Origin of the sequence: Lentibacter algarum, assembly GCF_040580765.1 — a bacterium.
Taxonomy (GTDB): Bacteria; Pseudomonadota; Alphaproteobacteria; order Rhodobacterales; family Rhodobacteraceae; genus Lentibacter; species Lentibacter algarum.
Genome location: NZ_CP158687.1, coordinates 1,994,371 through 2,017,925 on the forward strand (window position 1 = coordinate 1,994,371; position 23,555 = coordinate 2,017,925).

The following is a 23,555-nucleotide window of genomic DNA, read 5'->3' on the forward strand; positions in this document are numbered from 1 at the left end:
GTAGGTGGCCTTTTGACCCGCGCCTCTCTGCTTATTGCGCGGAAGCGCGAGTAGGGCATACTTTTTGCATGAAAGCCTCGCATAGGAGTAGAAACCCCGCAAAAATCTAGGCAAACTGCGGCTCCAATCAAGCCAAAGGACCAAGACCAATGAGCCCAACAACGATGCGCGCACTCCGCTGCATGACCAAAGGTCAATCACCTGAAATCCAAGAGATTGCACGTCCTGAGCCCGCAAAAGGCGAACTGCGCATCAAGGTTGCGGCTTGCGGATTGAACTTTGCGGACTTGCTCATGGTTCAAGGCACCTATCAAGACACCCCGCCCTATCCTTTTACGATGGGCATGGAAGTCGCTGGCATTGTCGATGCACTAGGGGATGGCGTGAACGGCCCTGCCGTAGGCACCCCTGTAATGGTATTCGGCGGTCAAGGCGGCCTTGCCGAATATGCCTGCTACGACGCCGCGCGCGTAACCCCGTTGCCAGACGGAGCCAATATGAGTGAAGCTGCTGCTCTTCAGGTGGCCTATGGAACAAGCCATGTGGCCCTTGGCTATAAAGCTGGCCTTAAAACAGGCGAGACAATGCTGGTGCTTGGTGCGGCAGGTGGCGTCGGCCTCACAGCCGTCGAAATCGGCAAGCTCATGGGTGCAAAAGTAATTGCCTGCGCGCGTGGTGCAGACAAACTTGCCGTGGCAAAAGCTGCTGGCGCAGACCATTTGATCGATGCCGAGACAGACGATATCCGCGAGGCTGTGCGCGCACTTGGCGGAGCGGATGTTGTTTATGATCCTGTCGGTGGAGATCAATTCAAAGCCGCCATGCGCGCCTGTAACCCAGAAGCTCGGATTTTAACAATCGGGTACGCTTCAGGCGAAGTCCCCCAAATCCCTGCCAATATTCTACTCGTCAAAAACCTTACAGTCATGGGGTTTTACTGGGGTGGTTACCTAGCCTTCAAGCCATCGGTCATCACAGACAGTCTCGCAGAACTGGTCAGCTGGCATGCCGAAAAAAAGATTAAACCTCATGTGAGCAATAGCTTGCCGTTAGAGCAAGCCACGGAAGGTATGGAACTGCTGCGCTCCCGCAAATCTACAGGGAAGGTCGTGATAACCCTCTAGCAGCTGACATTGAGAAAAAACGCACAATTCCTGACTAAATCGCTAACGGTAATGCTTGAAAAAGTGGCCCACCTCACCGATATTTGCTGTGAGGGCTCTGTGAACAGGCAGGGCCACAGAAACGCCTATGCAACCTCGGAGGCTACACATGGCAGAATTTGACACCGTCCATTCCGGCGCACACACACAAGACGCCGCAATTGACCAAGGGCTTCGCGCCCATATGAACAAGGTCTACGGCCTCATGTCGGCCGCACTCCTTGCTACTTTCGCTTTGGCCTACATGGTCGCCCAAAGTCCAGCCGCACAGCAGGTCTTGCTCGTGCCGCCAATCGTTTATGCAGTCATCTTTGGCCCACTGGCCTTCGTTCTGGTCGCCAACTTCGCGTTTGAGCGCCTCAGCGTTGCCAGCATCAACATGATTTTCTGGGCCTATGCCGCGCTCACAGGCGTGTCACTCTCAGTGATCTTCATCATGTTCTCCATGTCCAGCGTGATCATGGGACTGCTTTATACCGCCGTCGCTTTCCTAGGCCTTAGCCTCACAGGCTACCTCACCAAGCGCAACCTTGGCCCAATTGGCCAAGTCGCGACGATGATGGCGTGGGGAATTGTAGCCATCGCAATGTTCAGTTTCTTCACAGGCGGCATGGGCGCCGCTGGCGCATGGTGGATGAACCTTGCAATCCTCGGCGTCTTCGCCGTTCTCACAGCGACGTCCACACAAGACATCAAGAACACCTATCTCGGCGCCCGCTACCAAGGCGGCCAAGAGGCAGAACTGTTCCTTGAAAAAGCCGCCATCATCGGCGCGCTGCAACTCTACATCAGCTTCATCGCGATGTTCCGCTCGATCATGTTCCTCTTCATGCCGCGCGACTAAGAGAAACTCTTTTATGACAACCATAAGGGCCAGCCACTGCGCTGGCCCTTTTCTATAGAGCCCTTGCCCACCATTGACAGGGCCTGCCGCATGGCCACTCGCTTTATCGTCGAACTAAGTAGACGCGTCTAAATGCGCTTCAGGCGTGGTTTTAAAGGAGCTTTCACGCTGCAGGACCGAATGTGCCAAAACCAAAGCTCTGACCACTTCAATAAACTGAAATCCGTGCCACAGAAACATCTGCAGTATGGTCGCGCCCGTAAGCGACAACCGCTATAGATTTAACTGCCACAGCGCTCAACTCTTTGCGCAATAGCCGCCCCTCGGCTTTGAAGCTCGCAAACGGAATACGCACAGTGCTCCACTCTTCATCCGCCTCAAAACGCCCCTGATAGAAGTTCCAAGGCAAAAGAGTACCACCCGTGCGGATATGGATGAAATACGCCTGCCCATTGCCCCGCACTCTCAGCTCGAGCCCTGTCACTTCGGCAGGTAGCGCTTCAGAGAGCTGTAAACGCGCCTGTATAAAGCCGCCGTTGTTTTTCGTGCTGACATCGCCAGTGAGGTGCACAAACCCTTGCGGGCCCTCGCGCTCAAGCGCCACAGTGCCCGTTGATACCCCGCCCATCACTTGATCGGAGATAAACTCCCAACGCGCATCGGGTGTACCGCTAAAATCCTCAATCATCTGCTCGCCTCCGCTTTCACCCGCCTGCGCCACACTTCCCACGGCCACAACACCAAGCGCCATCGCCCGCAGAACATTTCCAAATCGGCCCATATCCAAATCCTCTATTTTTGCCCCCTTTTTCTTGCCAGAAATATCCTAGGGGTAGGGTTTGCAAGTCTTGTGACTTTTGGCTCAGGGGACTGGCCCCTGCTTTCTGTGTGGGGCCTCACGCCCCGTCCCAATAGAGTTAAGCACGCCTCCGCCGCCAAACAACCACGCAAAGAAAAAGGCCGCCCCTTTCGGAACGGCCCAATCACATCAAAGTCAAAATGAAGACTTACTTGATTTTGCCTTCTTTATATTCAACATGCTTGCGCACAACGGGGTCGTACTTACGAACCGACATTTTCTCTGTCATTGTACGTGCGTTCTTCTTGGTCACATAGAAGTGGCCAGTGCCTGCGGTCGAGTTCAGGCGGATTTTGATCGTGGTTGGCTTCGCCATTGGGCTTCTCCTGCGGCTGAGTCTCGCAAACAAAATGCAGACCCGTGAATTCTCTTGAAGCCTGCCTTTTAAGGATCACCGCGCCCGAGTCAACCGCAAAGCGTGCCTAACGCATAGATTTGCTTTGCATCCCCCAAAAGAAGCCGCGAAAAGGCCCTATGACACGCCCCTCACCTACCCTTCTCGCGCTCTGCGCGATCCTCGCTGCCGCCGTTCTCTGGGGGACCACTGGTACATTGCAGAGCTTTCTACCCGAGACCCGCGAGCCACTCGTGGTCGGTGCGCTGAGGCTCGCTATCGGCGCGTTCTCACTGCTCCTGCTCGCATCCTTGACACGCGGGGCGTTCGCCGCTCTGCGCAAGCTGCCCAAAACTCCGCTTTTGGTCGCTGCCCTCGGTATGGCCGCCTACAACCTCCTCTTTTTCGCCGCAGTGGCCCAGGCAGGCGTCGGTCTTGGCACAGCGGTCACAATAGGCTCAGCTCCACTCTGGGTCGCCGCATACGACACTCTACTGCTACGCCGCGGGCCCAGCCGCCGCAAAGCCCTTGGTCAGGCTCTCGCCATTGCAGGTGCCGCCCTCCTCGTGCTCGCGGGCACACAAGGGGGTGCCTCTCCCATTGGCCTCCTGCTCGCCGCAGCCGCAGGCCTCAGCTACGCGAGCTACTCACTCGCCTCCTCCAAAATGGTCGCCCACGCACCCGCAGCGACCATCGCCGCCAGCACCTTTGCGCTCGCAGCCCTGTTTACGGCCCCTGTTTTCGCGTATGTCCCGTGGCATTGGGCGCTGACAGGCACGGCTCCAGCCACACTTCTCGCGCTTGGGGTGGGCTCGACAGGTCTTGCCTATGCGCTCTACACATGGGGCCTCAAATCCGTGCCCGCCTCCACAGCGGTCACGCTTGCGCTCGCCGAGCCGCTCACCGCATGGGTGCTCGCCCTCGTCGTTGTGGGCGAATCTGCTACGCCACTCAAGCTCGCAGGCGCCGCCTTGCTCTTGGCTGGTCTTTATGTGGTCACAACAGATAAACGCACGGAAGGCCTATAAGCCGGATCTTGTCCAAGCAGGTTGCCCCGCTCTGGATGACCATTCATCTTAAGGCGCTGTTACCAACGCCTCTCTAGCTGCCAACCCGAACCTCAAAGCCAAGACGGCTTATAGCGAGGTTCCTATTCGGCATTGCTCCCAGTGGGGTTTGCCATGCGAGGTCTGTTGCCAGCCCCCCGGTGGGCTCTTACCCCACCGTTTCACCCTTACTTCCCCGTGAGAAAGCGGTCTCTTCTCTGTGGCACTTTCCGTCAGGTTGCCCTGCCCGGGCGTTACCCGGCACCGTTGTCTTGTGGAGTCCGGACTTTCCTCGAGGCGCCCAAAGGCCCCTCGCGGTCACCCAGCCTTCCGCGCCCCCCGCAGATAGAACTCCCCGCCACGCCCGTCAATCGCCCAATCTACACTTTTTCTTTCCCCAAATATCTCTGGGGTGGTTGGGAGAAGCCCACCAAAAGCGAGAGCTTGCAAGCGCATGAGGCGATGCCGGAGGCAACGCAGCCTTCAAGCAAATACGCGTTTACACGGCCAGCGCGCTGCCAACCCCGACATCAACGCCGCGTCCTCGCGGCTCAATCTCCCAGACGCCCATGGGCGAAAGCGCAAACGAAACGCCTCAAGAATAAGCGTATCCTCGACATCCCCGACGGGATAGCCAAACTTCCCCGCATCTGCGTAAAAGTCCCCCGCCGAGCCCGCATCAGGCCAGACAGACAAGCCCCCTCGCGCCAACCGCGCCCAGTCAAACCGTGCACCAGGATCACTCTTGCGTCCTGGCGCCATATCCGAATGCCCGATAACCCGCTCGGGAGGGATCGCCCAGCGCGCCATAATTTCGGACATCAATAGCTCAAGGCGCGCCATCTGCAGCTCGGGAAACGGATGATTGCCACGGTTTGCCAGCTCTATTCCGATAGAGCAGGAGTTCACATCCGTGACATCCCCCCAACGCCCTGCGCCCGCGTGCCATGCCCTCATGTCTTCGGGCACAAGTCGCGTGATCTGACCCCGCTCACTAATCACATAATGCGCCGAAACCTCAGCTTCAGGAGCGCACAGTCGCTCAATCGCCGCTTCGGCGGACTGCATCGCAGTGTAGTGGATCACAAGCAAATCAGGGCGCGTAGCCTCACGCCGCGCGCCCTGATTTGGCGATATCACATCGCAAATTTTGAGCGTATTGCTCACTCGCTCGTGACAGCTGCCGCATCCAGCGGCTCTTCCGCTTGCAGCCCTACTGACTTGGCTGCCCGAAACGGTGCAGGATCCCAAGAGCAGGCATAACCATCACCATCAGGGTCAAGTCCGAGACGGTCGCGTTCAGGCCCGCCCTTCGACAGAAACTCACTTTGCGCCAAGTCAGGCGATGGGTATTTAGCACAGTTGCGCGTGTACTTCGCCTGCAAGTTCAAACCGACACGGCGATAAATGCCTTGCCCTCTCGGATTTGATGTATTGAGCGCAAACTCAACAATATTCGGTCCACCACGTCCTGTCCGAGTGGGCACAGCCGTCGGAGCCACATCTTGATACTGCGCTTTCAACGCCGCGCGCCGCGCCGCGTCGTCTTCAATACTGCGCTGCTCGCCAACAGCGCCAAAGTCATTTTCATTTGAAATCCCCGCCGCATTGGTCACGGCGGGCGCTGGATTGCTCGGGCTCGCGTTCAGAACCTGCCCGCTGGGACGCGTCGCATCCAAGACCGCGCTGACCTCTGAGGCGACATCGCTTTCGGGCGTGCCGAGAATTTCCTCACTCACAGCGTTTGGACCAGGCAAAGCGGTTTGGCTAAGCTGCGCCTCGCGTGCGGCTTCTTTCGCGCTATACTCTTGATAGCTGCCAAATCCGACGCCATCGCCAGTATTTGGCGCTCCGCTATCGGGGATCGCCGGAGCACAGGCGGCGAGAGCCAAACCTGCAAAACTCATCAAAATAACATTTTTCACAGTCTGTCCTGCCTTTTCAAAGCAACTTTGCAATTTCGCAGCCCCTTACCACCATTTTGCAGGTTTGGCCACAAAACCAGCCGCTTGCTCAAGTGCATAGGCGGTATTCAGCAAGTCGCCTTCTTCCCAAGGCCGTCCAATCAGTTGCAAGCCCAAAGGCAAGCCTTGGCTGTCTGTCCCCGTGGGGACAGCGATACCAGGCAGCCCCGCAAGGTTTACCGTCACAGTGAACACGTCATTCAGATACATCGCAATCGGATCCGCCTCGGACATCTCACCCAGCCCAAACGCCGCACTTGGCGTCGCTGGCGTGAGAATAGCATCAACACCCGCGGCAAAAACCTCTTCAAAGTCGCGTTTGATGAGCGTACGCACTTTGCGAGCGCGATTGTAATAGGCGTCATAGAAGCCTGCGGACAAAACATAAGTGCCAACCATGACACGGCGTTGCACCTCATGCCCAAAGCCCTCGGCACGCGTTTTTTCATACATCTCTGTAATGCCATCACCTGCGGCAAGTTTGGCGCGGTGACCATAGCGCACACCGTCATACCGCGCGAGATTGCTTGAGGCTTCCGCAGGCGCGATCACATAATAGGTTGGCAATGCATATTTCGTGTGGGGCAGGCTGATATCAACAATCTTCGCACCCGCCGCCTTGAGCATCTCTGTGCCCTCGGCCCAGAGCTTCTCGATCTCCTCTGGCATTCCGTCCATGCGGTACTCGCGCGGAATCCCGATGGTCTTGCCGCGGATATCGCCCGTCAGCATCGCCTCAAAATTCGGCACAGCCAGATCAGCACTGGTGCTGTCCTTGGCGTCATGGCCACACATGGCTTCCAGCATAATCGCTGCGTCGCGCACATCCTTGGTCATCGGCCCAGCCTGATCAAGGCTTGATGCAAAAGCGACAACACCCCAGCGTGAGACGCGGCCATAGGTCGGCTTAATACCGGTGATGCCAGTAAAGGCCGCAGGCTGACGGATGGAGCCGCCGGTGTCAGTGCCTGTCGCCGCCAAGCAAAGGTCCGCTGCAACAGCTGAGGCAGAGCCACCAGAGGAGCCGCCAGGCGTCAACGCCGTTTCGCTTCCATCCCGCCGCCAAGGGTTCACCGCATTGCCATAAGCGCTCGTCTCGTTTGAAGACCCCATGGCAAACTCGTCCATATTGAGTTTGCCAAGCATAACCGCACCTGCGTCAAAGAGCTGACTGGTGACAGTGCTTTCATACTCAGGCTTAAAGCCCTTCAAGATATTGCTAGCCGCTTGCGAGGGTACGCCTTTAGTGCAGAACAAGTCTTTAATTCCAAGCGGAATGCCACACATGTCTGGCGCATCGCCCGCTTTGATCCGAGCATCAGCCGCCGCCGCCTGAGTGCGCGCAATCTCTGGGGTGTTATGCACAAACGCATTGAGAGCACCCGCACTCTCGATCTCGCCGAGACAAGCCTCGGTCAACTCCACACTGCTCACATCACCCTTGCGAAGCGCGTCTCGCGCTGCTGCAATCGTAAGTTTGTTCAGATCAGCCATTATTCCACCACCTTCGGAACCGCAAAGAAACCCTCACGCGCATCAGGCGCATTCGCCAGCACTTTGGCCTGCTGGCCTCCGTCGCTCACAACGTCGACACGGCGTGGCAAACGCATCGGCGTGACCGAGACCATCGGCTCCACACCCTCCACATCTACTTCACTCAACTGTTCGATAAAGCCGAGCACCGCGTTGAACTCTTCAGCCAAAGCAGGCAAATCCGCCGCCTCAACTCTGATCCGTGCCAGCTTTGCCACTTTGGCTGCTGTGTCCTTGTCAATCGACATAGGGTCTCTCCGTTTCTGTGTTGCTCTGCCTTTAGCGCGCAGCGCGCCCCGCTTCAACCTCAACTAAAGCCCAAGCACTCGGTTCTCGCAGGCTTTCGCCGCAGTTCTTGCTTTTTCACCCGATAACGCTTCAAATCCGCACATGGCGCAAACCTCGACATTCTCAAGCCCCCTCAAGGAGACACATCATGCAAATCCTCTGGCTCGGCCACGGCTCGTTTCGCTACGCCATCGGCGGCAAGGTCCTCTTGGTAGACCCATGGCTCACAGGCAATCCAATGCTGCCCGCAGACAAACACGACGAGGCCATCGAGGGCGCAACCCACATTCTGCTCACCCACGCCCATTTTGACCATGTCGCCGATGTGCTTCCATTGGCCAAACAGCTCAAGATACCCGTTGTCGGCCAATATGATCTCATGACGCACTGGGAAGCCACTGAAGGCATTAAAACCATCGGCTTTAACAAAGGCGGCACAATAGATCTCGGCAACCTACGTGTCACAATGGTGCACGCAGTTCACTCGAGCTCATTTGGGACTGACACAGGCCCCAATGTTCCAGGCTCCGAATGCGGCTTTGTCATCGAGGGCGAAGGCCATTCAATCTATCACTCAGGCGACACAGAGGTTATGGCTGACATGCAAATCATCCATGATCTTCATTCACCTGACATTGGCGTGCTTTCGGCAGGCGGCCACTTCACAATGGACATGCGCCGTGTCGCCTACGCCGCCAAAAAATTCTTCAAATTCAAAACTCTTATTCCTGGCCACTACCGTACCTTCCCGATCTTGGAGCAATCTGCGGACCTCTTGGTCCGCGAGCTTCCCGAGGTCGAAGTGATCGAACCCGAAGTGCTGGAGCCCATCCGCTTTACCTAAAGCAGCTCTGCTTCTTCTCTTTGCAAATATCCTCGGGGGAGTTTGAGGGGGCAGACAGCCCCCTCAACGGGTCGGATTGCCCGCAGGGCAATTCGAAATCAATCTCACCGCTTGCCGGCAAAAAAAGCTGCCAGCAAAGCCGCAGAGGCCTTCGACCCGATGCCTTCATAAACCTCGGGCACATGATGACACTGCGCATGTCCAAAGATACGGGGTCCCTGCGCCACCCCCCCGCTTTTGGGGTCACCTGCCCCATAGTAAAGCCGCGCCAGACGCGCATGGGAGATCGCTCCCGCACACATCGGGCAAGGCTCAAGTGTCACATACAACGCAGCCCCCTCAAGCCGCTCCTGCCCGAGGGCCGCGCAGGCAGCGCGGATCACAAGCATTTCGGCATGGGCCGTCGGGTCATCCAACTCGCGGCAGCGGTTGCCCGCCTGCGCTACAATTGTACCGTTCAACACTATGCAAGCGCCCACAGGCACTTCGCCACGCGCCCCTGCCGCTTCAGCCTCTCTCAAGGCCACATCCATATGCGTATCAAACACCATATCTCCACATGCCCCATGAAAGCCCTCTTTCGCAAGAGCCGCGAATGCTCTAAGCGGGCCTAATGAGCAACACATCCAAACCAACAGCCCCCTCCTCCCCCACACCTGAAGGGGATCGCATCGCAAAGGTCATCTCCCGCGCAGGCGTCGCCTCTCGCCGCGAAGCCGAGCGGTTGATCGAGCAAGGCCGCGTCTCCGTAAATGGCAAGGTCATCACGAGCCCTGCACTCAATGTGACAAGTGCTGATAAGGTCGTGGTCAATGGCAAAGCTCTCAAAGCTCCGGAGCCGCCCCGTATGTGGCTCTATCACAAGCCCCAAGGCCTCGTGAGCACCAACAGCGATGAACAGGGGCGGACCACAATTTTTGACAAGCTCCCTGAAGAGCTTCCCCGTGTCATGACAGTTGGAAGGCTTGATCTCAACTCAGAGGGGCTCTTGCTCCTCACAAACGACGGAGGCGTCAAGCGTCAGCTTGAATTGCCCTCCACAGGCTGGCTGCGCCGCTACCGCGTGCGCATCAAGGGCCGTCCCACCGAAGAAAGCTTTGAGCCGCTACGCAAGGGCATCACAGTGGATGGTGAAAACTTCCAACCCATGATCGTGACACTTGATCGTCAGCAAGGCGCCAACGCATGGGCCACAATCGGCCTGCGCGAAGGTAAAAACCGCGAAATTCGCCGCGCCATGGAAGCCGTTGGTTTCTCAGTCAACCGCCTGATCCGCGTCTCTTACGGGCCCTTTCAGCTTGGCGATCTCAAGCAAGGCGAAGTGCAGGAACTGCGCGCTAAAGTCATCCGTGATCAGCTTGGCTTAGAAATGCCCGATCCGGTGATAGAAAAGCCAACCCGCGGCAAAAAACCTGTTCGCCGCCGTACCCGCTGAGCCAAAGCAGACGGGCGAAACTCTGCCTTGAAGCAAATCTTCGCCGTTTCCCCCTAGCGCCTCGCGCATGCGTCCCCTACCTTAAGTCTCAGTAACGATGGGGATTGGTGGGGATTTATGACCGAAACTGGCTTGCAAAAACTGGCCTTCGCACTCTTGGTGCTGCTCATGCTCTATACTTCCGTCTTCGGAGTCGCCTGATGTCAAAGCGATTTGGCGGAAAATATAGCCCAGAAACAGGCAATGCCGCCGATGGCAACAGCTATCAAGGCGCGCGTCGCTCTCGCGTCGGCGGGCGGGTCAATTTCCTGTTTCTCGCACCCCTGCCAATGATCTGGCAGGCGTTTACCTCTCCTCCGTTAGAAATGTTCCTTTGGCTCATGGCGTTGGCTGATCTTTTGCTAGCCGCTTGGCTCACCCGCTCAGGCCAACAGGCCCATGAAGCCTACGAGGCCCGCAAAATTGCACGCCGTCCCGCCCTACCACGCAAAATCCTCGGCTCAATTCTCACTGGCACAGGCCTCGCCCTCGCGGGGTATGTTGGCTTTGGTGCCCTTGAAGCCGTGCTCTTTGGAGCTCTGGGGCTTGCGCTCCACTTCGCCGCCTTCGGCCCTGATCCACTTTCAAACAAGGGCATGGACGGAGTGGATCAATTCCAAACAGACCGCGTGGCACGTGTCGTCACCCAGGCCGAAGAGCACCTGACAGCCATAAGCGCCGCCGCTCACCGCGCCGCCGACCGTCAGGTCAGCTCCCGTGTTGAGCGCTTCCAGCAACAGGTCCGCGAGCTACTGCGCACCGTCGAAGAGGACCCGCGTGATCTAACTGCAGCGCGCAAATTCATGGGCGTTTATTTGAAAGGCGCGCGTGACGCGACCGAAAAATTTGCCGATATTTACACCCGCGCCCGCAGCACAGAGGCCAGAAATGACTACCTCGCTCTACTGAGCGATCTACAAGACAGCTTCTCCGCCAAGAACCGTTCTCTTCTGCTGGATGACCGCAGCGATCTTAATATCGAGATCGAAGTGCTGCGCGACCGTCTCGCCCAAGAGGGCATCCGTTTAGACAAGTCCTAATTTTATCAAGAAAGTGAGGTCCGACATGGCCACAGAAATCCAGAAAAAAGCCCAAGACACACTCGCCCTCGTCGAGGAAGTCAATGCCGTGGTCCTGCCAGAACCTGCTGAGGTAAACGCCATAGTCCCGATGAGTGAGGCCAAAGGTGCTTTGAGTAAAGAGATCAAATCCCGCATCGCCGAGCTCGATATGAGCGACACCCAATCAATCGTCAGCTTTGGATCAGCAGCACAGGCGGAACTTCAAGTGATCTCCCAGTCCATGCTGCAAGGTGTACGCAACAAAGACGTCGGCCCAGCGGGGGACAGCCTTCGCGGCATCGTCACGACCATTCGCGGCTTCTCCGTCAGCGAGCTTGACGTGCGCCGCGAGCGCACATGGTGGGAAAAACTCCTCGGCCGAGCCGCGCCCTTTGCGAAGTTCACGGCGAAGTTCGAGCAAGTCCAAGGCCAGATTGACCGAATAACAGAGAGCCTTCTGGATCACGAACACACGCTGCTCAAGGATATTAAATCCCTTGATATGCTCTACGAAAAAACACTCGCCTTTTACGACGAGCTTGCACTCTACATCGCCGCTGGCGAGGAAAAGCTGCATGTGCTGGACACAAAAGATATCCCAGCGCTTGAGAAAAAAGTTGAAAAAGCCGCCGAGAAAGACAAGGTCATGCGCGCTCAGGAGCTACGTGATCTGCGCGCCGCGCGCGACGATCTGGAGCGCCGTGTGCATGATCTGAAACTCACCCGTCAGGTGACCATGCAGTCGCTCCCGTCAATCCGTTTGGTTCAGGAAAACGATAAATCCCTCGTGACAAAGATCAACTCGACACTGGTCAACACCGTACCACTCTGGGAAACACAACTCGCCCAAGCGGTCACCATCCAGCGCTCTGCAGAGGCCGCCGCCGCCGTACGCGATGCCAATGATCTGACCAACGAGCTGCTCACAGCCAACGCCAAAAACCTGCGCGACAGCAACAAGATCATCCGTCAGGAAATGGAGCGTGGTGTGTTTGATATCGAAGCCGTCAAGCAAGCCAATGCCGATTTGATCGGAACCATCGAGGAAAGCCTCCAGATCGCCGATGAAGGCAAAGCCAAGCGCGCCTCCGCCGAAATCGAGCTTAAGAAAATGGAAGCTGAATTGCGCGACACACTTGCCGCCGCAAAAGCGCGCAAAACAGGCACGGGCGATACCGCTGGTACAGCTGTGCCGCAATAAGCCGATGGCCCGCGCCCGTCGCCTTTTTGCTCAGACAGGGGCAGCTCTTCTCGGGCTGTCTCTTCTGGCTGGCTGCGACTTTCCTTTGCGCGAAAGCCTCAAACCCCAGCTCCGCCCAGCAAGCCTCACGCCCTCCAAAACCGCGCAAAAGCCCGATGCACCAGATGCACCCACCGCCAAATCACGCGAGCTTGCCGCTTATTATGAAAAGCTCGAAGAGCATCTGCTCTCCCAAGGCCTTCTACGCCGCGACGGGGGCGGACCCGACACCAAATTCCGCGCCCTTGATCTGGCGCGCAACTTCGAGGCCATCGCTTTTTATGACGAACATTCAGGCGGCGCGCTTCTGTCCGAGTCCACAGCCGTAAGCCGCTTTCACCCTTGGCGTGGCCCTGTGCATTTCAATGCCCACTTCGGGCCCTCGGTCTCCGCTTCACAACGCATCAACGACAGAGCGACCGTAAATGCATACGCCGCCCGCTTGGCCCGCGTCACGGGCCATGAAATCAGCACAACAGACGCCAAAGGCAACTTCCATGTGATTTTCGTAAGCCATGATGACGACGAAGCCCTGACAGATATCGTCGCCGGCGTCTGGCCCGACTTCCCAAAATCTCGGCTGCAAACTTTGACAAACCTACCACGCGACATTTACTGCCTCGTCCACACGAACACACCGTCAGCCAGTGAGGGAAGCGAGCGCGCCCTCGCTATCATCCGCGCCGAACACCCTACCCTCATGCGCCTGTCATGCGTTCACGAAGAGCTCGCCCAAGGCCTTGGGCTTTCCAATGACAGCCCTCTCGCGCGTCCATCAATCTTCAATGACGATGAAGAATTCGCAACCCTCACCAGTCACGACGAGCTTCTGCTCAAAATGCTCTATGACCCACGCCTCAAAAGCGGCATGAGCTTGCAAGAGGCCCGCCCCACCATCACCCAAATCGCCGCCGAGCTCACTGGCGAAACCAACAGTTAACTTCTTAAAAAGGATCGTCTTTATGGGCATTTTTGATTTTCTGACAGGCGAATTTATTGACGTCATCCACTGGACCGATGACACCCGTGATACAATGGTCTGGCGCTTTGAGCGTGAAGACCATGAAATCAAATACGGCGCCAAGCTCACGGTGCGCGAGGGTCAGGCCGCCGTCTTTGTTCACGAAGGCCAACTGGCAGATGTCTTCACCCCTGGTCTGTACATGCTTGAAACCAATAACATGCCGATCACCACCACGCTCAATCACTGGGACCACGGTTTCAAAAGCCCATTCAAATCTGAGGTCTATTTCGTCAATACAACGCGCTTCTCCGATCTGAAGTGGGGCACCAAAAACCCCATCATCGCGCGAGATCCAGAGTTCGGCCCCGTCCGCCTGCGCGCCTATGGCAGCTACACGATAAAGGTAAGTGATCCCGCACGTTTTCTAACTGAAATCGTTGGCACCGACGGCGAATTCACGATGGATGAGATCAGCTATCAGATCCGCAACATCATCGTTCAGGAGTTCTCCCGCACCATCGCCCGCGCAGGTATCCCAGTGCTCGACATGGCCGCCAACACGCGCGAACTCGGAACGCTGGTAGGCCGTGATATCGCACCAAGGCTCGCAGAATATGGCCTTGAAATGCCCGAGCTTTATATCGAAAATATTTCTCTGCCAGAAGCCGTTGAAGCTGTGCTCGACAAGCGTACCTCAATGGGCGTCGTCGGCGACCTTTCAACCTACATGAACTATCAGGCCGCCGAGAGCCTGACAGCCCAAGGCACGGGCGGCGCCGCGCTTCAGGCGGGTGTAGGCGCAGGCTTGGGCATGCAAATTGCCCGCGAAGCTTCTGCGCAAGCGGGTCCTTGGGGCGCACCCGCACCCCAAGCCCAAATCGCCCCACCACCCCCGCCAGTCGAGCAGGTCTGGCACATCGCCGAAGCAGGAAAGACAAAAGGCCCCTTCTCGCGCGCGTCCATGGGCCGTATGTCCGCCGACGGAGCACTCACGCGTGACACTCTGGTCTGGACCGCAGGTCAAGACGGCTGGAAAAAGGCCGCAGACGTCACTGCGCTTGCGACCCTCTTCACAGTACTGCCACCGCCTCCCCCGGAGGGCTGATTGGCTTTTCTTTGGCTCTAAACATCCGTCTAAAGGCATAGAATATCTTGTCCGAAACCGCGCCCACCAACGTGACCATAAGTCACCGCTTCCCCTGCATGGCCTGTGGAGCAGACTACAGATTTGATCCTGCCCAGGATCGGCTCACTTGCGACCACTGCGGACATACAGAGGAGATCGGTCTTACACGAGGCCCAGCCATCCGCGAACTTGATTTTGAAGACGCATTGCAGGCCAAGCTCCCCGCTCAAGATATCGAGGAAACCCGCGTTTCCCAATGCCCCAACTGCGCCGCTGCGGTGGAGTTTGACGCGCATACTCACGCTGCTGAGTGCCCATTCTGCGCAACCCCAGTCGTCACAGACACGGGCCTGCACCGCCACATCAAGCCCCGCGGTGTGCTCCCATTCGCGCTTGATGAGAAAACCGCGCGCAACGCAATGACAGACTGGCTCGGCAGCCTTTGGTTTGCCCCTAGTGGCCTGCAAGATTACGCTCGCAAGGGTCGCACCATGTCGGGGATCTATGTGCCCTACTGGACCTTTGATGCCGACACCACCTCGCGCTACTCGGGCGAGCGCGGAACGGTCTACTATGACACAATAACAGTTGTCCGCGACGGAAAGCGTGAGCGCCGGCAAGTCGCTAAAATTCGCTGGTCCCCTGCCCGCGGTCGTGTCGCCCGCTTCTTTGACGATGTTTTGGTGCTCGCCTCCCGCTCCCTGCCCAAGCGTTTTACGGATGCACTTGAGCCTTGGGATCTGGCAGCCCTTGAGCCTTACAGGCCCGAATATCTCGCAGGCTTTCGCGCGGAAGGATACTCTGTCGAGCTTTCCGATGGCTATGAAGAGGCCCGCGCCCACATGGCCCGCGTCATCGAACGCGATGTCAAGTTTGACATCGGTGGCGATCGCCAACGCATCCACGATATCGACACTTCCGTAAAAGACGTGACCTTCAAGCACATCCTGTTGCCAGTCTGGCTCGCCGCATACAAATACCGCGGCCGCAGCTTCCGCTTTGTTGTCAATGGGCGCACAGGCCGCGTTCAAGGCGAACGTCCCTATTCAGCATGGAAAATCTTCTTTGCGGTTCTACTCGGTCTTATCATCGCAGGAACACTCGGCTATCTCTACGGGCTTGAGCAAGGAGCCTTCTGATGACATCCGCCCTAGAAACCACGCTACACGCGCGCCACTCTTGCCGCGCATATCTTCCCAAGCCAGTTGCACCTTCGCTCATTGAGCAGGCCGTGGCCACAGCCGCGCGAGCGCCTTCATGGTGCAACGCCCAGCCGTGGCAGCTCATTATCACCCAAGAGGCGGAAACAGCCCGTTTGGGAACAGCCTTGCATGCCCATGCCCAAGCGCATGAGATGCAGCCAGATTTACCTTGGCCAGAAAGCTATACAGGCCAGTATAAGACACGCCGCTTTGACTGTGGCATGCAGCTTTATGATGCGGCCTCCATCGCCCGCGAAGACAAGCCAGCAAGAATGGCGCAAATGCTCGAAAACTTCCGCTTTTTTGGCGCGCCTCACATGGCACTCATCACGAGCCCACGAGAACTGGGGGCTTATGGAGCGTTAGATTGCGGCGGCTTCGTTACTGCCTTTTGCGCAGCACTCACAGAAGCCGGGCTTGGCAGTATTCCCCAAGCTGCCCCCGCTGGCTATGCGCCCTTTCTGCGAGACTGGTTTGGTCTACCAAAAGAGCGCCTAATACTCTGCACTGTTTCCTTTGGCTACTCTGACACATCTGCGCCAATCAACAGCTTCCGCACCCCCCGCGCTGAGACAAATACCCTCATCAACTGGCGTTAAAAAGCTTAGCTGCGCTCGATCGCAACGAGACCGAGCTTGCGCGCGGCCCAAAGTGAAAGGATGGAGCTATCAAGGCCTTCTCTCACTTGAAAGCGGCGGATCGCGGCCCTCGTCGGTCCGTCCATCTGGCCTGACAAAGCCCCAGTGTAGAGCCCCCGCGCCTTCAGTGCGCGCTGCAACGTGGCGATAATATCGGGCGTAAGTTTGTCTTGGCATGGCGTCTCAAACCAAAGCTCACGACGTTCTTTTACAATGGCCTGCCGCGTCTCGCGTTTATAAATCGGCTCGCTCACAACGGTACCGTCCGAGGAGACTTCAGCAGGCTGAACTAGAATATCCTGTGTCACCGTTTCAATAACCGCTGGCGTCACATCCTTACCCCAGCAAGAGTTCGGATCCGAGCCAGGCGGTGGCGCAGCAAAGCTTTCCACAAGCACAGGCTCGACAGGGCTGATCAGGGTCTGCTCGGCACAAGCCGCAACAGTCAAAGCCAAGATCATTGATGTAATCGCCTGTTTCAATCTCGTGCTCGCTCGCATTTTGGCTTTTGGGCAAGATACGCGCAAAAGCGAAGCGCAGCAAAGCCCACATCCAGCCTCGATCACGAAGTTTTTGCCCTGTGACATCCCTGCAGGCCACAATTAGGGCTGGCAGCGGCGCGCGCGCTTTTGTAACAAGGCCAAAGCAATGTTTTTGAGGAGCGCTGAGGAATGGCGAAAATCACCTATATCGAGCACAACGGCACAGAACATGTTGTCGAAGTCGCTTCTGGTCTCACCGTCATGGAAGGCGCACGCGACAACAACATCCCAGGCATCGAAGCCGACTGTGGCGGCGCCTGCGCCTGCTCCACATGCCACGTTTATGTTCACCCTGACTGGGTCGCCAAAATTCCGGGCAAAGACGACATGGAAGAAGACATGCTCGACTTCGCTTTTCAGCCTGATCCCGCACGCTCACGCCTGACCTGCCAGATCAAAGTCAGCGATGACATGGACGGCTTGGTTGTCCATATGCCAGAAAAACAGATCTGATTGTGAAAACAGCGCCGCGCCAGAGCGAACACCCCCTGCACCGCCTCTTTCGCGGCGCGTCTCTGGCGTTGGCACTCAACTTGGCCTGCTCGCTTCCAAGCGCGGCTCAAGATCTGATAACATCCGCCAAGTTTACCGAGCCAACAACACGCTATGCCCACGGTGTTCTCGGGGATGATGTCGAATATGGTGCAATTGAACTGCATATCCAGGCCTCAGACGGTTCATCTCAGGCAATCACACTCCGCCTGCCAGAGACCCGCGTGTTCGAAGACCTCAGCCCACGCCTGATCGATCTGGATACAGACGGCGCGCCAGAAGTGGTCGTCGTTGAATCCGACGCAGCTCTTGGAGCACGGCTGTCGGTTTATGGCCCTGAAGGCCTGATTGCCGCCACACCCTATATAGGCCAACGCAACCGTTGGCTCGCGCCCATCGGCGCAGCCGACTTTGATGGCGACGGCTTTGTCGAACTTGGCTATATTGACAGACCACATCTCGCCAAAACACTCCGACTCTGGCGTTTCAAGGACGGCAAGCTCATTGAAATCGCCACAAAAACAGGCCTAACCAACCACAAAATTGGCTGGGATTTCATAGCAGGCGGTTTGCGCAACTGTGCAGACACCCCCGAAATGATCACCGCTGATGCCAGCTGGTCGCGCATCATCGCCACAGCTTACGATGGCACATCCCTCAGCGCGCGTGACATTGGCCCCTATGCAGGCCCTCAAAGCCTCACCAAAGCGCTTTCCTGCCCGTAGGCGGCATGACATAAGCTTCCTATGGTAAATCGTTTTCTGGTCCTCCTCGCACTCCTCGCGCTCACCGCCTGCGCTCGGCCACAGTCGGCCGGCTTTGTCGAACCAGTGCCAGAGGCCAGCCGCGAAACGATATTCATCGCCACCATGCGCACAGAAGGCCAACGCGGCCAAATGTTTGGCGAAAAGCGCTCAACAGTGATGAGCTATGCTGAACTTAACATCTCGATCCCACCCAATCACCAGATTGGCCGCATAGAGCGCAGCCGTGGCCAGATCGATGCCCGCCGACACTTCGCTCCGTTGAGTGCCACTCCCCTCGCAAACAGCGCCAAGCTCAATGAGCGCCTAAAAGCCAGCCGCATATCCGCTGAAGAGCCGCTTCTGATCTTTGTTCATGGCTACAACAACACACTTGAAGATGCAGCCTTCCGCCTTGCCCAAATCCAGCATGACTTTGAGCTCAATAATCCTGCGCTACTCTTCTCATGGCCCTCCGCGGGCGACCCACTGGGCTATGCCTATGACCGTGACTCTGTCCTCTTTGCGCGCACCGACTTTGCTCGCCTGTTAGAGGCCCTCAACCGCGCAGGCCAACGCCGCGTGATTATCCTAGCACACTCAATGGGCAGCTACCTCGTTATGGAATCACTTCGGCAGCTCGCTCTTGAAGGCAAGACGCATAACATCGACGCTCTCGAAGCCGTGGTGCTGATGTCGCCCGATATTGACCCTGATGTCTTTCGCCAACAGGCGGGTGAAATCGGCAGACTCCCACAACCCTTCATCATCATGACCACCCAGAAAGATCGCGTCCTAAATGTGTCGAGCCTGCTCACAGGGCGTAAAGAGCGCTTGGGGCGCATACAGAACGCTGAAGAAGTAGAGGGGCTAGATGTCAGCGTTATGGATTTCTCTCTCTTTGAAACAGGCGAAAACATGGGCCATATGGTGCCTGTCTCCTCCCCTGCTGCTATCCGCTTTTTGCGCCGCTTCACAAAGGGTGTGGGCTTGGCAGCCAACGAATTCTCACGTTATGTTCTGTTAGGCGAAAGTCGCAAAGACGGCAGACTTTTGCAGTAATAGGAGCACAGTGATGGCAGGCGGATGGGCCAAAGACGGCGCAGTCAGCGAACAGATTGAAGCCTCGATCAACGATGAACTTGCTCGTCTCAAAGCGCGTCGCCAACCCATGGGCGAAAGCCTGACCCATTGCGCAGAGTGCGACGAAGAAATCCCCGAAGCCCGTCGCACAGCCCTCCCAGGCGTTAAGCTCTGCATCGACTGCATGAGCGAGCGTGACGCCATTTCGGCAAAACGCGGCGGCATCAACCGTCGCGGCTCCAAGGACAGTCAGCTTAAGTAAGTAGGTTGTGCGAGGGCTTCGCCCCCGCACATAGCACGTTGCGCTATTTGCGCACGCCAGATCACGCCTCCATGGCTTCCAGCTCGTCGATAAAGCCTGAGATCATGCTGAGGCCCTTGTCCCAGAAAGTTGGATCTGTCGCATCCAGCCCGAAAGGCGCCAGAAGAGCCGTGTGATGCATAGATCCGCCCGCTTTGAGCATGTCAAAATACTTGTCCTGAAAGCCTTCGGGGTTTTCTTCATAGACCGCATACAGAGCATTCACCAATCCATCGCCAAAAGCATAGGCATAAACATAAAACGGCGAGTGCACGAAATGTGGGATATAAGCCCAGAAGTGCTCGTAGCCCTCCATAAACTCAAAGGCTGGCCCAAGGCTTTCGCCCTGCACAGACATCCAGAGCGCACCGATATCTTCTGGCGTCAGCTCGCCCTCGCGTCGCGCGGCATGGAGCTTGCACTCAAAGTCATAAAACGCAATCTGGCGCACGACCGTGTTGATCATATCTTCGACCTTGCCCGCAAGCATTACACGGCGTTGTGCGTCTGTCTTGGCCTCCGAGAGCATCTTGCGGAAGGTCAGCATCTCGCCAAAAACACTCGCGGTCTCGGCCAGTGTCAACGGCGTTGAGGAGAGCATCTCACCCTGCTCTGCAGCCAAGACCTGATGCACCCCATGCCCTAGCTCATGTGCCAGCGTCATCACATCGCGCGGCTTGCCGAGGTAGTTAAGCATCACGTAAGGGTGCACATCCGTCACGGTCGGATGTGCAAAGGCCCCAGGAGCCTTACCAGGCTTCACGCCTGCATCAATCCAGCCCTTGGTAAAGAACGGCTCGGCAATCTCAGCCATCCGAGGGTCAAACCCTGCATAAGCGCTCATCACAGTTTCGCGTGCTGCGTCCCAACCAACGATGCGTTTGTCTTCCATCGGCAAGGGCGCGTTGCGGTCCCAGACCTGCAGCGTATCGAGGCCCAGCCACTTGCGCTTCAGCTCATAGTAGCGGTGGCTCAGCTTGGGGTAGGCCTTAACAACTGCGTCGCGCAGCGCCTCCACAACTTCGGCTTCCACATCATTGGAAAGATGCCGCCCCGTCTGTGCCGTCGGCATTCCACGCCAGCGATCAACGATCTCTTTTTCCTTGGCCTGTGTGTTATGTACGCGCGCGAAGGTCTTGATATTGCTACCAAAGACATCAGCAAGTTCACGCGCTGCCGACTCACGCGTTTCGCGCGTCTCGTCAGTCAAAAGATTGAGAGTGCCCTCAATGTTCAGCGGCTCGCCATCCACTTCAAACTCAAGTCCTGCGATGGTTTCGTCAAACATCCGCTCCCAAGCGTCGCCAACAACGCCCATATCATGGAGGAATTTCTCCAGCTCATCAGAAAGCTGGTATGGCTTCATCGCGCGGATGCGGTCGAACACGGGCTTATAGCGCGCAAGTTCGGCGCTCTCAGCAAAGAGCCCATCGAGCACTCCATCATCCAACCGGTTTAGCTCAAGCGTGAAAAAGACAAGCGGCGTGGTGAAATTGGTGATCTTTTCTTGCATATCCGAGAGGAACTTCGCGCGCCCCGCGTCAATCGTGAGCTGGTAATAGCGCAGTCCCGCATACGACATGATACGCCCGGCAATGCCGTTGATCTTTTCGTTGCGCAATACGCAGGCAAGAAAGCCCGCCGCATCAAGCTCCGCAAGCTTGCCTTCGTAGTCTTTCGCAAAGTTAGCGCATTCTTCCTCAAGCCAAGCCAGATCGCGGATCAATTCGGGCGCATCTTCAGCAGTGTAAAGATCGCTCAGGTCCCACTCAGGCAGATCGCCAAACTCGCCAGCGCCCCCGCCTACATTTGCATCGCGAACAGGAAAAGGAAGTTGAAACATCTCTGGGCGCCTCTTTGATTATATCTCTCAGAGACATAGAGCGCAGGAAGGGCGATCTCAAGTCACCCTCCGCGTCTCATTCAAAGAAAAACTGCACCATCTCGTCGAGAACCTTGCCGCGCATCGCAGGTTTCTCCATCAAAACCTCGTGCTCGGCCCCCTCGATCATGCTGAGCGTGCCAGCGCTCCAGCGGCTCATCCGGTCAGTGATCCGAGGCACATCGACAATCCTCTCACACGTGCCAAGAAAGGTGATTGTGCGTGTCTTGGGAGAGGGCATACGGTGCAAGGCCCACGTCTCGCGCAACGCCTCAGCCAACCAGCCAAGCGATGGCCCTGCCAGCGTCAGCTCAGGCTGCGCCTCGGCTTGAGCCACCATGTAGGCCCACATATCGGGGTCAGTTGTGAGCATATTGTCGTCAAACGGGTCGGCAATGACATAGGTCTCAGTTTTCGTGCCAGGCGCGAAGCGTGCGCCATGGCCCAGAGCACTGCCCAAATTTGACAGCCCCCACGCCACAGGGCGCATATGCGGCGCGAGATAAATCCCCCACATCGGGGCAGAAAACGCCGCCGCCTTGACGTCAATGCCCTCGTAAAGCGCGCGCAAGCCGATACAGCCGCCCATAGAATGCCCAAGCAGGAAAAACGGCGCTGCAACGCCCTCGGCCTTCGCTGCCGCCACCATAGCCCTTACATCACGCTGATAATCGCTGAACGCCTCAACATGACCGAGCAAAGCAGGCTCTGCCAGCCTGTCGGCAAGCCCCTGCCCCCGCCAATCAATGGCAAATGTCGCAAGGCCGCGCGCAGCAAACTCAGCCGCCGTTCGACCGTATTTTTCACAATATTCTGTTCGACCGGGCATCAAGAGCACAGTCCCGCGCGCGCCGTCTTTTGGCCAGTGCACCGCCCGCAGGCGCACACCATCATCCGCCTTGAGCCAGAGCGCGTAGCCGCCCTCTGGTCCCTCTGCGATATCGCCAAAAAAGGGCGCTGCAGCGTTCATTTAGCTCAAGACCGCGCCGAGCTGCATCGCCATACCCATGTCACCATCGACAGAGAGCTTGCCGCCCATAAAGGCCGCCGTGGCGTTCATATCCCCCGACAGGATCGCCTCGAATACATCGCGATCCGCCGAAAGCGTCACATCGGCCTCGTCGTCGCCCGCGCGCGCGCCCTCGCCGTCAATCACAACAGCGCCTTCGCCATTGATCACAAATTTCGCCGTACCCGCAGAAAAGCCGCCGCCGGCCATTTTTTCATTCAGGGCTTTGACCGCACCGTCAATCACATCGCTCATCATTCGTTCCTTCACATTGTTGCGACAAGGCTTGCCTCAGCCCTGTCAGTGGTTATCCTGAGCCTACTATGGTCATGCTCAGAGTCCATCTCAAACCTGCCGTTGCGGCACTTGTCGCCCTGCTCACGCTGGGTCAGCCAAGTTTTGCCGAAAGCCGCGATATTTCCGAGCTGCTCTCAGAGTTACAAAGCGCCAAAGCACCCGAAGCCCAAAAAATTGCCCGCGATATCGAAATCCGCTGGTCTGCTTCTGGTTCCGCTTCTGCCAACCTCTTGTTAAAACGCGGTGAAGACGCGCTTGAAGCGCGCCAGTTCACCAAAGCAGTTGAGCATTTCACTGCCCTCACAGATCACGCCCCCGCATTTGCTGAGGGCTGGCACGGCCGCGCGCGCGCCTTCTTTGGCTTGGGCGAATACGGTCTTGCGCTCGCTGATCTGCGCCAAACCCTTGCGCTCAATCCCTCTCATTTCGGGGCAATCTACGGTCTCGCCGCCCTGCTGGAACAGCTCGAAAAACCCGAAGAGGCCTATGACGCCTACAAGATCCTCTTGAACCTCTACCCCGCACATGAGAAAGCGCTTGAAGGCGTCTCCCGTCTTGAGCCTTCCGTAAACGGTGTAAAGCTTTAGTCGCATCTTTCCGTGTCACGCCCCGCCAGACTGGGCCAG

At 57.2% G+C, this 23,555-nt stretch carries 26 protein-coding genes, 1 other RNA gene and 1 pseudogene; 16 read left to right on the top strand and 12 right to left on the bottom strand.

Annotated elements, in window-relative coordinates; all coding sequences use genetic code 11:
• Positions 1-164 precede the first annotated feature (164 nt).
• Positions 165-1,124, top strand: a complete 960-nt coding sequence (locus tag DSM117340_RS09740) for an NADPH:quinone oxidoreductase family protein (RefSeq protein WP_089891535.1) — start codon at positions 165-167, stop codon at positions 1,122-1,124.
• Between the two features lie 148 nt (positions 1,125-1,272).
• Positions 1,273-2,007 (top strand): Bax inhibitor-1/YccA family protein, encoded by a 735-nt coding sequence (locus tag DSM117340_RS09745; RefSeq protein WP_177170651.1) that lies wholly within the window; start codon positions 1,273-1,275, stop codon positions 2,005-2,007.
• 208 nt (positions 2,008-2,215) lie between these two features.
• On the opposite strand, the gene DSM117340_RS09750 is transcribed toward DSM117340_RS09745, so the two are convergent.
• Together DSM117340_RS09750 and rpmG are read right to left on the bottom strand one after the other, a co-directional pair.
• Positions 2,216-2,788, bottom strand: a complete 573-nt coding sequence (locus DSM117340_RS09750; protein WP_089889766.1) for a CIA30 family protein — start codon at positions 2,786-2,788, stop codon at positions 2,216-2,218.
• Positions 2,789-3,014: 226 nt separating this feature from the next.
• Positions 3,015-3,182, bottom strand: coding sequence for a 50S ribosomal protein L33 (rpmG, locus tag DSM117340_RS09755; RefSeq protein ID WP_068241894.1), 168 nt, complete (start codon positions 3,180-3,182; stop codon positions 3,015-3,017).
• 158 nt (positions 3,183-3,340) lie between these two features.
• Between rpmG and DSM117340_RS09760 the strand changes: the two are divergent.
• Positions 3,341-4,189 (top strand): annotated as a pseudogene (locus DSM117340_RS09760) (EamA family transporter); the annotation flags it as partial.
• Positions 4,190-4,209: 20 nt separating this feature from the next.
• Here the strand turns inward: DSM117340_RS09760 and rnpB are convergent.
• From rnpB to gatC, 5 genes are all read right to left on the bottom strand, one after another.
• Positions 4,210-4,580: RNase P RNA component class A (rnpB, locus tag DSM117340_RS09765), an RNA gene on the bottom strand.
• 149 nt (positions 4,581-4,729) lie between these two features.
• Positions 4,730-5,413, bottom strand: coding sequence for an N-acetylmuramoyl-L-alanine amidase (locus DSM117340_RS09770; RefSeq protein WP_271437221.1), 684 nt, complete (start codon positions 5,411-5,413; stop codon positions 4,730-4,732).
• Positions 5,410-6,171: a hypothetical protein gene (locus DSM117340_RS09775; protein ID WP_333908498.1), complete on the bottom strand. Its 762-nt coding sequence runs from the start codon at positions 6,169-6,171 to the stop codon at positions 5,410-5,412. The genes DSM117340_RS09770 and DSM117340_RS09775 overlap by 4 nt, the downstream gene beginning before the upstream one ends.
• A 45-nt stretch (positions 6,172-6,216) precedes the next feature.
• Positions 6,217-7,704: an Asp-tRNA(Asn)/Glu-tRNA(Gln) amidotransferase subunit GatA gene (gatA, locus tag DSM117340_RS09780; RefSeq protein ID WP_089889763.1), complete on the bottom strand. Its 1,488-nt coding sequence runs from the start codon at positions 7,702-7,704 to the stop codon at positions 6,217-6,219.
• Positions 7,704-7,991: an Asp-tRNA(Asn)/Glu-tRNA(Gln) amidotransferase subunit GatC gene (gene gatC / locus DSM117340_RS09785; RefSeq protein ID WP_089889760.1), complete on the bottom strand. Its 288-nt coding sequence runs from the start codon at positions 7,989-7,991 to the stop codon at positions 7,704-7,706. Before gatC ends, gatA begins: the two co-directional genes overlap by 1 nt.
• Before the next feature lie 188 nt (positions 7,992-8,179).
• Between gatC and DSM117340_RS09790 the strand changes: the two genes are divergently transcribed.
• A complete protein-coding gene (locus DSM117340_RS09790; protein ID WP_089889756.1) occupies positions 8,180-8,875 on the top strand; it encodes a metal-dependent hydrolase in 696 nt (231 codons plus the stop codon).
• A gap of 104 nt (positions 8,876-8,979) precedes the next feature.
• Here DSM117340_RS09790 and DSM117340_RS09795 read toward each other — a convergent pair whose 3' ends face one another.
• Positions 8,980-9,426, bottom strand: coding sequence for a nucleoside deaminase (locus DSM117340_RS09795; RefSeq protein WP_089889753.1), 447 nt, complete (start codon positions 9,424-9,426; stop codon positions 8,980-8,982).
• A 62-nt stretch (positions 9,427-9,488) separates the two neighbouring features.
• Here DSM117340_RS09795 and DSM117340_RS09800 point away from each other — a divergent pair, with 62 nt between their 5' ends.
• The 7 genes from DSM117340_RS09800 (at position 9,489) to DSM117340_RS09830 (ending at position 16,541) form a co-directional block, all read left to right on the top strand.
• Positions 9,489-10,310 carry a pseudouridine synthase gene (locus DSM117340_RS09800; RefSeq protein ID WP_089889749.1) on the top strand — a complete coding sequence of 274 codons (822 nt, stop codon included), beginning with the start codon at positions 9,489-9,491 and terminating at the stop codon, positions 10,308-10,310.
• Positions 10,311-10,510: 200 nt separating this feature from the next.
• The gene (locus tag DSM117340_RS09805; RefSeq protein ID WP_089889747.1) at positions 10,511-11,389 is read left to right on the top strand and encodes a 5-bromo-4-chloroindolyl phosphate hydrolysis family protein; all 879 of its coding nucleotides are present in this window, start codon (positions 10,511-10,513) and stop codon (positions 11,387-11,389) included.
• A gap of 25 nt (positions 11,390-11,414) precedes the next feature.
• On the top strand, positions 11,415-12,611 hold the full coding sequence (locus DSM117340_RS09810; RefSeq protein ID WP_089889742.1) for a toxic anion resistance protein: 1,197 nt from the start codon (positions 11,415-11,417) through the stop codon (positions 12,609-12,611).
• Between the two features lie 4 nt (positions 12,612-12,615).
• Positions 12,616-13,590 carry a DUF2927 domain-containing protein gene (locus DSM117340_RS09815; RefSeq protein ID WP_089889738.1) on the top strand — a complete coding sequence of 325 codons (975 nt, stop codon included), beginning with the start codon at positions 12,616-12,618 and terminating at the stop codon, positions 13,588-13,590.
• Positions 13,591-13,612: 22 nt separating this feature from the next.
• Entirely contained in the window at positions 13,613-14,719 is a 1,107-nt protein-coding gene (locus DSM117340_RS09820; RefSeq protein WP_089889735.1) for an SPFH domain-containing protein, read from the top strand.
• Between the two features lie 98 nt (positions 14,720-14,817).
• Positions 14,818-15,879 carry a primosomal protein N' (replication factor Y) - superfamily II helicase gene (locus DSM117340_RS09825; protein WP_089891528.1) on the top strand — a complete coding sequence of 354 codons (1,062 nt, stop codon included), beginning with the start codon at positions 14,818-14,820 and terminating at the stop codon, positions 15,877-15,879.
• Positions 15,879-16,541 carry a nitroreductase gene (locus DSM117340_RS09830; RefSeq protein WP_089889733.1) on the top strand — a complete coding sequence of 221 codons (663 nt, stop codon included), beginning with the start codon at positions 15,879-15,881 and terminating at the stop codon, positions 16,539-16,541. Before DSM117340_RS09825 ends, DSM117340_RS09830 begins: the two co-directional genes overlap by 1 nt.
• A gap of 5 nt (positions 16,542-16,546) precedes the next feature.
• Here the strand turns inward: DSM117340_RS09830 and DSM117340_RS09835 are convergent, their stop codons facing one another.
• On the bottom strand, positions 16,547-17,062 hold the full coding sequence (locus tag DSM117340_RS09835; protein WP_245724396.1) for a peptidoglycan-binding domain-containing protein: 516 nt from the start codon (positions 17,060-17,062) through the stop codon (positions 16,547-16,549).
• Positions 17,063-17,251: 189 nt separating this feature from the next.
• Here DSM117340_RS09835 and DSM117340_RS09840 point away from each other — a divergent pair, with 189 nt between their 5' ends.
• Genes DSM117340_RS09840 through DSM117340_RS09855 form a run of 4 tightly spaced genes read left to right on the top strand, consistent with a single transcriptional unit; the run spans position 17,252 to position 19,702 of the window.
• A complete protein-coding gene (locus DSM117340_RS09840) occupies positions 17,252-17,575 on the top strand; it encodes a 2Fe-2S iron-sulfur cluster-binding protein (protein WP_089889727.1) in 324 nt (107 codons plus the stop codon).
• 2 nt (positions 17,576-17,577) lie between these two features.
• Positions 17,578-18,339: a VCBS repeat-containing protein gene (locus DSM117340_RS09845; protein WP_245724395.1), complete on the top strand. Its 762-nt coding sequence runs from the start codon at positions 17,578-17,580 to the stop codon at positions 18,337-18,339.
• 21 nt (positions 18,340-18,360) lie between these two features.
• Positions 18,361-19,419 (top strand): alpha/beta fold hydrolase, encoded by a 1,059-nt coding sequence (locus DSM117340_RS09850; protein WP_089889724.1) that lies wholly within the window; start codon positions 18,361-18,363, stop codon positions 19,417-19,419.
• A 13-nt stretch (positions 19,420-19,432) separates the two neighbouring features.
• On the top strand, positions 19,433-19,702 hold the full coding sequence (locus tag DSM117340_RS09855) for a DksA/TraR family C4-type zinc finger protein (protein ID WP_089889721.1): 270 nt from the start codon (positions 19,433-19,435) through the stop codon (positions 19,700-19,702).
• Between the two features lie 61 nt (positions 19,703-19,763).
• Here the strand turns inward: DSM117340_RS09855 and DSM117340_RS09860 are convergent, their stop codons facing one another.
• The 3 genes from DSM117340_RS09860 to DSM117340_RS09870 all read right to left on the bottom strand — a co-directional run bounded on the left by DSM117340_RS09860 (position 19,764) and on the right by DSM117340_RS09870 (position 22,887).
• A complete protein-coding gene (locus tag DSM117340_RS09860) occupies positions 19,764-21,584 on the bottom strand; it encodes a M3 family oligoendopeptidase (RefSeq protein ID WP_089889719.1) in 1,821 nt (606 codons plus the stop codon).
• A 76-nt stretch (positions 21,585-21,660) separates the two neighbouring features.
• Entirely contained in the window at positions 21,661-22,593 is a 933-nt protein-coding gene (locus DSM117340_RS09865; RefSeq protein ID WP_089889716.1) for an alpha/beta hydrolase, read from the bottom strand.
• Positions 22,594-22,887 (bottom strand): SCP2 sterol-binding domain-containing protein, encoded by a 294-nt coding sequence (locus DSM117340_RS09870; protein ID WP_089889713.1) that lies wholly within the window; start codon positions 22,885-22,887, stop codon positions 22,594-22,596.
• A 68-nt stretch (positions 22,888-22,955) separates the two neighbouring features.
• On the opposite strand from DSM117340_RS09870, the gene DSM117340_RS09875 reads away from it, so the two are divergent.
• Positions 22,956-23,516: a tetratricopeptide repeat protein gene (locus tag DSM117340_RS09875; protein ID WP_245724394.1), complete on the top strand. Its 561-nt coding sequence runs from the start codon at positions 22,956-22,958 to the stop codon at positions 23,514-23,516.
• The last annotated feature ends 39 nt before the right edge of the window (positions 23,517-23,555 follow it).

Excerpts from the sequence above, each read along its gene's own strand:
- DSM117340_RS09740 (WP_089891535.1), top strand. The coding sequence starts at position 165 with ATGCGCGCACTCCGCTGCATGACCAAAGGTCAATCACCTGAAATCCAA.
- gatA (WP_089889763.1), bottom strand. The coding sequence starts at position 7,704 with ATGGCTGATCTGAACAAACTTACGATTGCAGCAGCGCGAGACGCGCTT.
- DSM117340_RS09795 (WP_089889753.1), bottom strand. The coding sequence starts at position 9,426 with ATGGTGTTTGATACGCATATGGATGTGGCCTTGAGAGAGGCTGAAGCG.
- DSM117340_RS09815 (WP_089889738.1), top strand. The coding sequence starts at position 12,616 with ATGGCCCGCGCCCGTCGCCTTTTTGCTCAGACAGGGGCAGCTCTTCTC.
- DSM117340_RS09810 (WP_089889742.1), top strand. The coding sequence starts at position 11,415 with ATGGCCACAGAAATCCAGAAAAAAGCCCAAGACACACTCGCCCTCGTC.
- DSM117340_RS09855 (WP_089889721.1), top strand. The coding sequence starts at position 19,433 with ATGGCAGGCGGATGGGCCAAAGACGGCGCAGTCAGCGAACAGATTGAA.
- DSM117340_RS09870 (WP_089889713.1), bottom strand. The coding sequence starts at position 22,887 with ATGAGCGATGTGATTGACGGTGCGGTCAAAGCCCTGAATGAAAAAATG.
- DSM117340_RS09750 (WP_089889766.1), bottom strand. The coding sequence starts at position 2,788 with ATGGGCCGATTTGGAAATGTTCTGCGGGCGATGGCGCTTGGTGTTGTG.
- DSM117340_RS09825 (WP_089891528.1), top strand. The coding sequence starts at position 14,818 with ATGGCCTGTGGAGCAGACTACAGATTTGATCCTGCCCAGGATCGGCTC.
- DSM117340_RS09790 (WP_089889756.1), top strand. The coding sequence starts at position 8,180 with ATGCAAATCCTCTGGCTCGGCCACGGCTCGTTTCGCTACGCCATCGGC.
- DSM117340_RS09840 (WP_089889727.1), top strand. The coding sequence starts at position 17,252 with ATGGCGAAAATCACCTATATCGAGCACAACGGCACAGAACATGTTGTC.
- DSM117340_RS09830 (WP_089889733.1), top strand. The coding sequence starts at position 15,879 with ATGACATCCGCCCTAGAAACCACGCTACACGCGCGCCACTCTTGCCGC.
- DSM117340_RS09875 (WP_245724394.1), top strand. The coding sequence starts at position 22,956 with ATGGTCATGCTCAGAGTCCATCTCAAACCTGCCGTTGCGGCACTTGTC.
- DSM117340_RS09745 (WP_177170651.1), top strand. The coding sequence starts at position 1,273 with ATGGCAGAATTTGACACCGTCCATTCCGGCGCACACACACAAGACGCC.
- DSM117340_RS09800 (WP_089889749.1), top strand. The coding sequence starts at position 9,489 with ATGAGCAACACATCCAAACCAACAGCCCCCTCCTCCCCCACACCTGAA.
- rpmG (WP_068241894.1), bottom strand. The coding sequence starts at position 3,182 with ATGGCGAAGCCAACCACGATCAAAATCCGCCTGAACTCGACCGCAGGC.
- DSM117340_RS09820 (WP_089889735.1), top strand. The coding sequence starts at position 13,613 with ATGGGCATTTTTGATTTTCTGACAGGCGAATTTATTGACGTCATCCAC.
- DSM117340_RS09805 (WP_089889747.1), top strand. The coding sequence starts at position 10,511 with ATGTCAAAGCGATTTGGCGGAAAATATAGCCCAGAAACAGGCAATGCC.
- DSM117340_RS09860 (WP_089889719.1), bottom strand. The coding sequence starts at position 21,584 with ATGTTTCAACTTCCTTTTCCTGTTCGCGATGCAAATGTAGGCGGGGGC.
- DSM117340_RS09850 (WP_089889724.1), top strand. The coding sequence starts at position 18,361 with ATGGTAAATCGTTTTCTGGTCCTCCTCGCACTCCTCGCGCTCACCGCC.
- gatC (WP_089889760.1), bottom strand. The coding sequence starts at position 7,991 with ATGTCGATTGACAAGGACACAGCAGCCAAAGTGGCAAAGCTGGCACGG.
- DSM117340_RS09865 (WP_089889716.1), bottom strand. The coding sequence starts at position 22,593 with ATGAACGCTGCAGCGCCCTTTTTTGGCGATATCGCAGAGGGACCAGAG.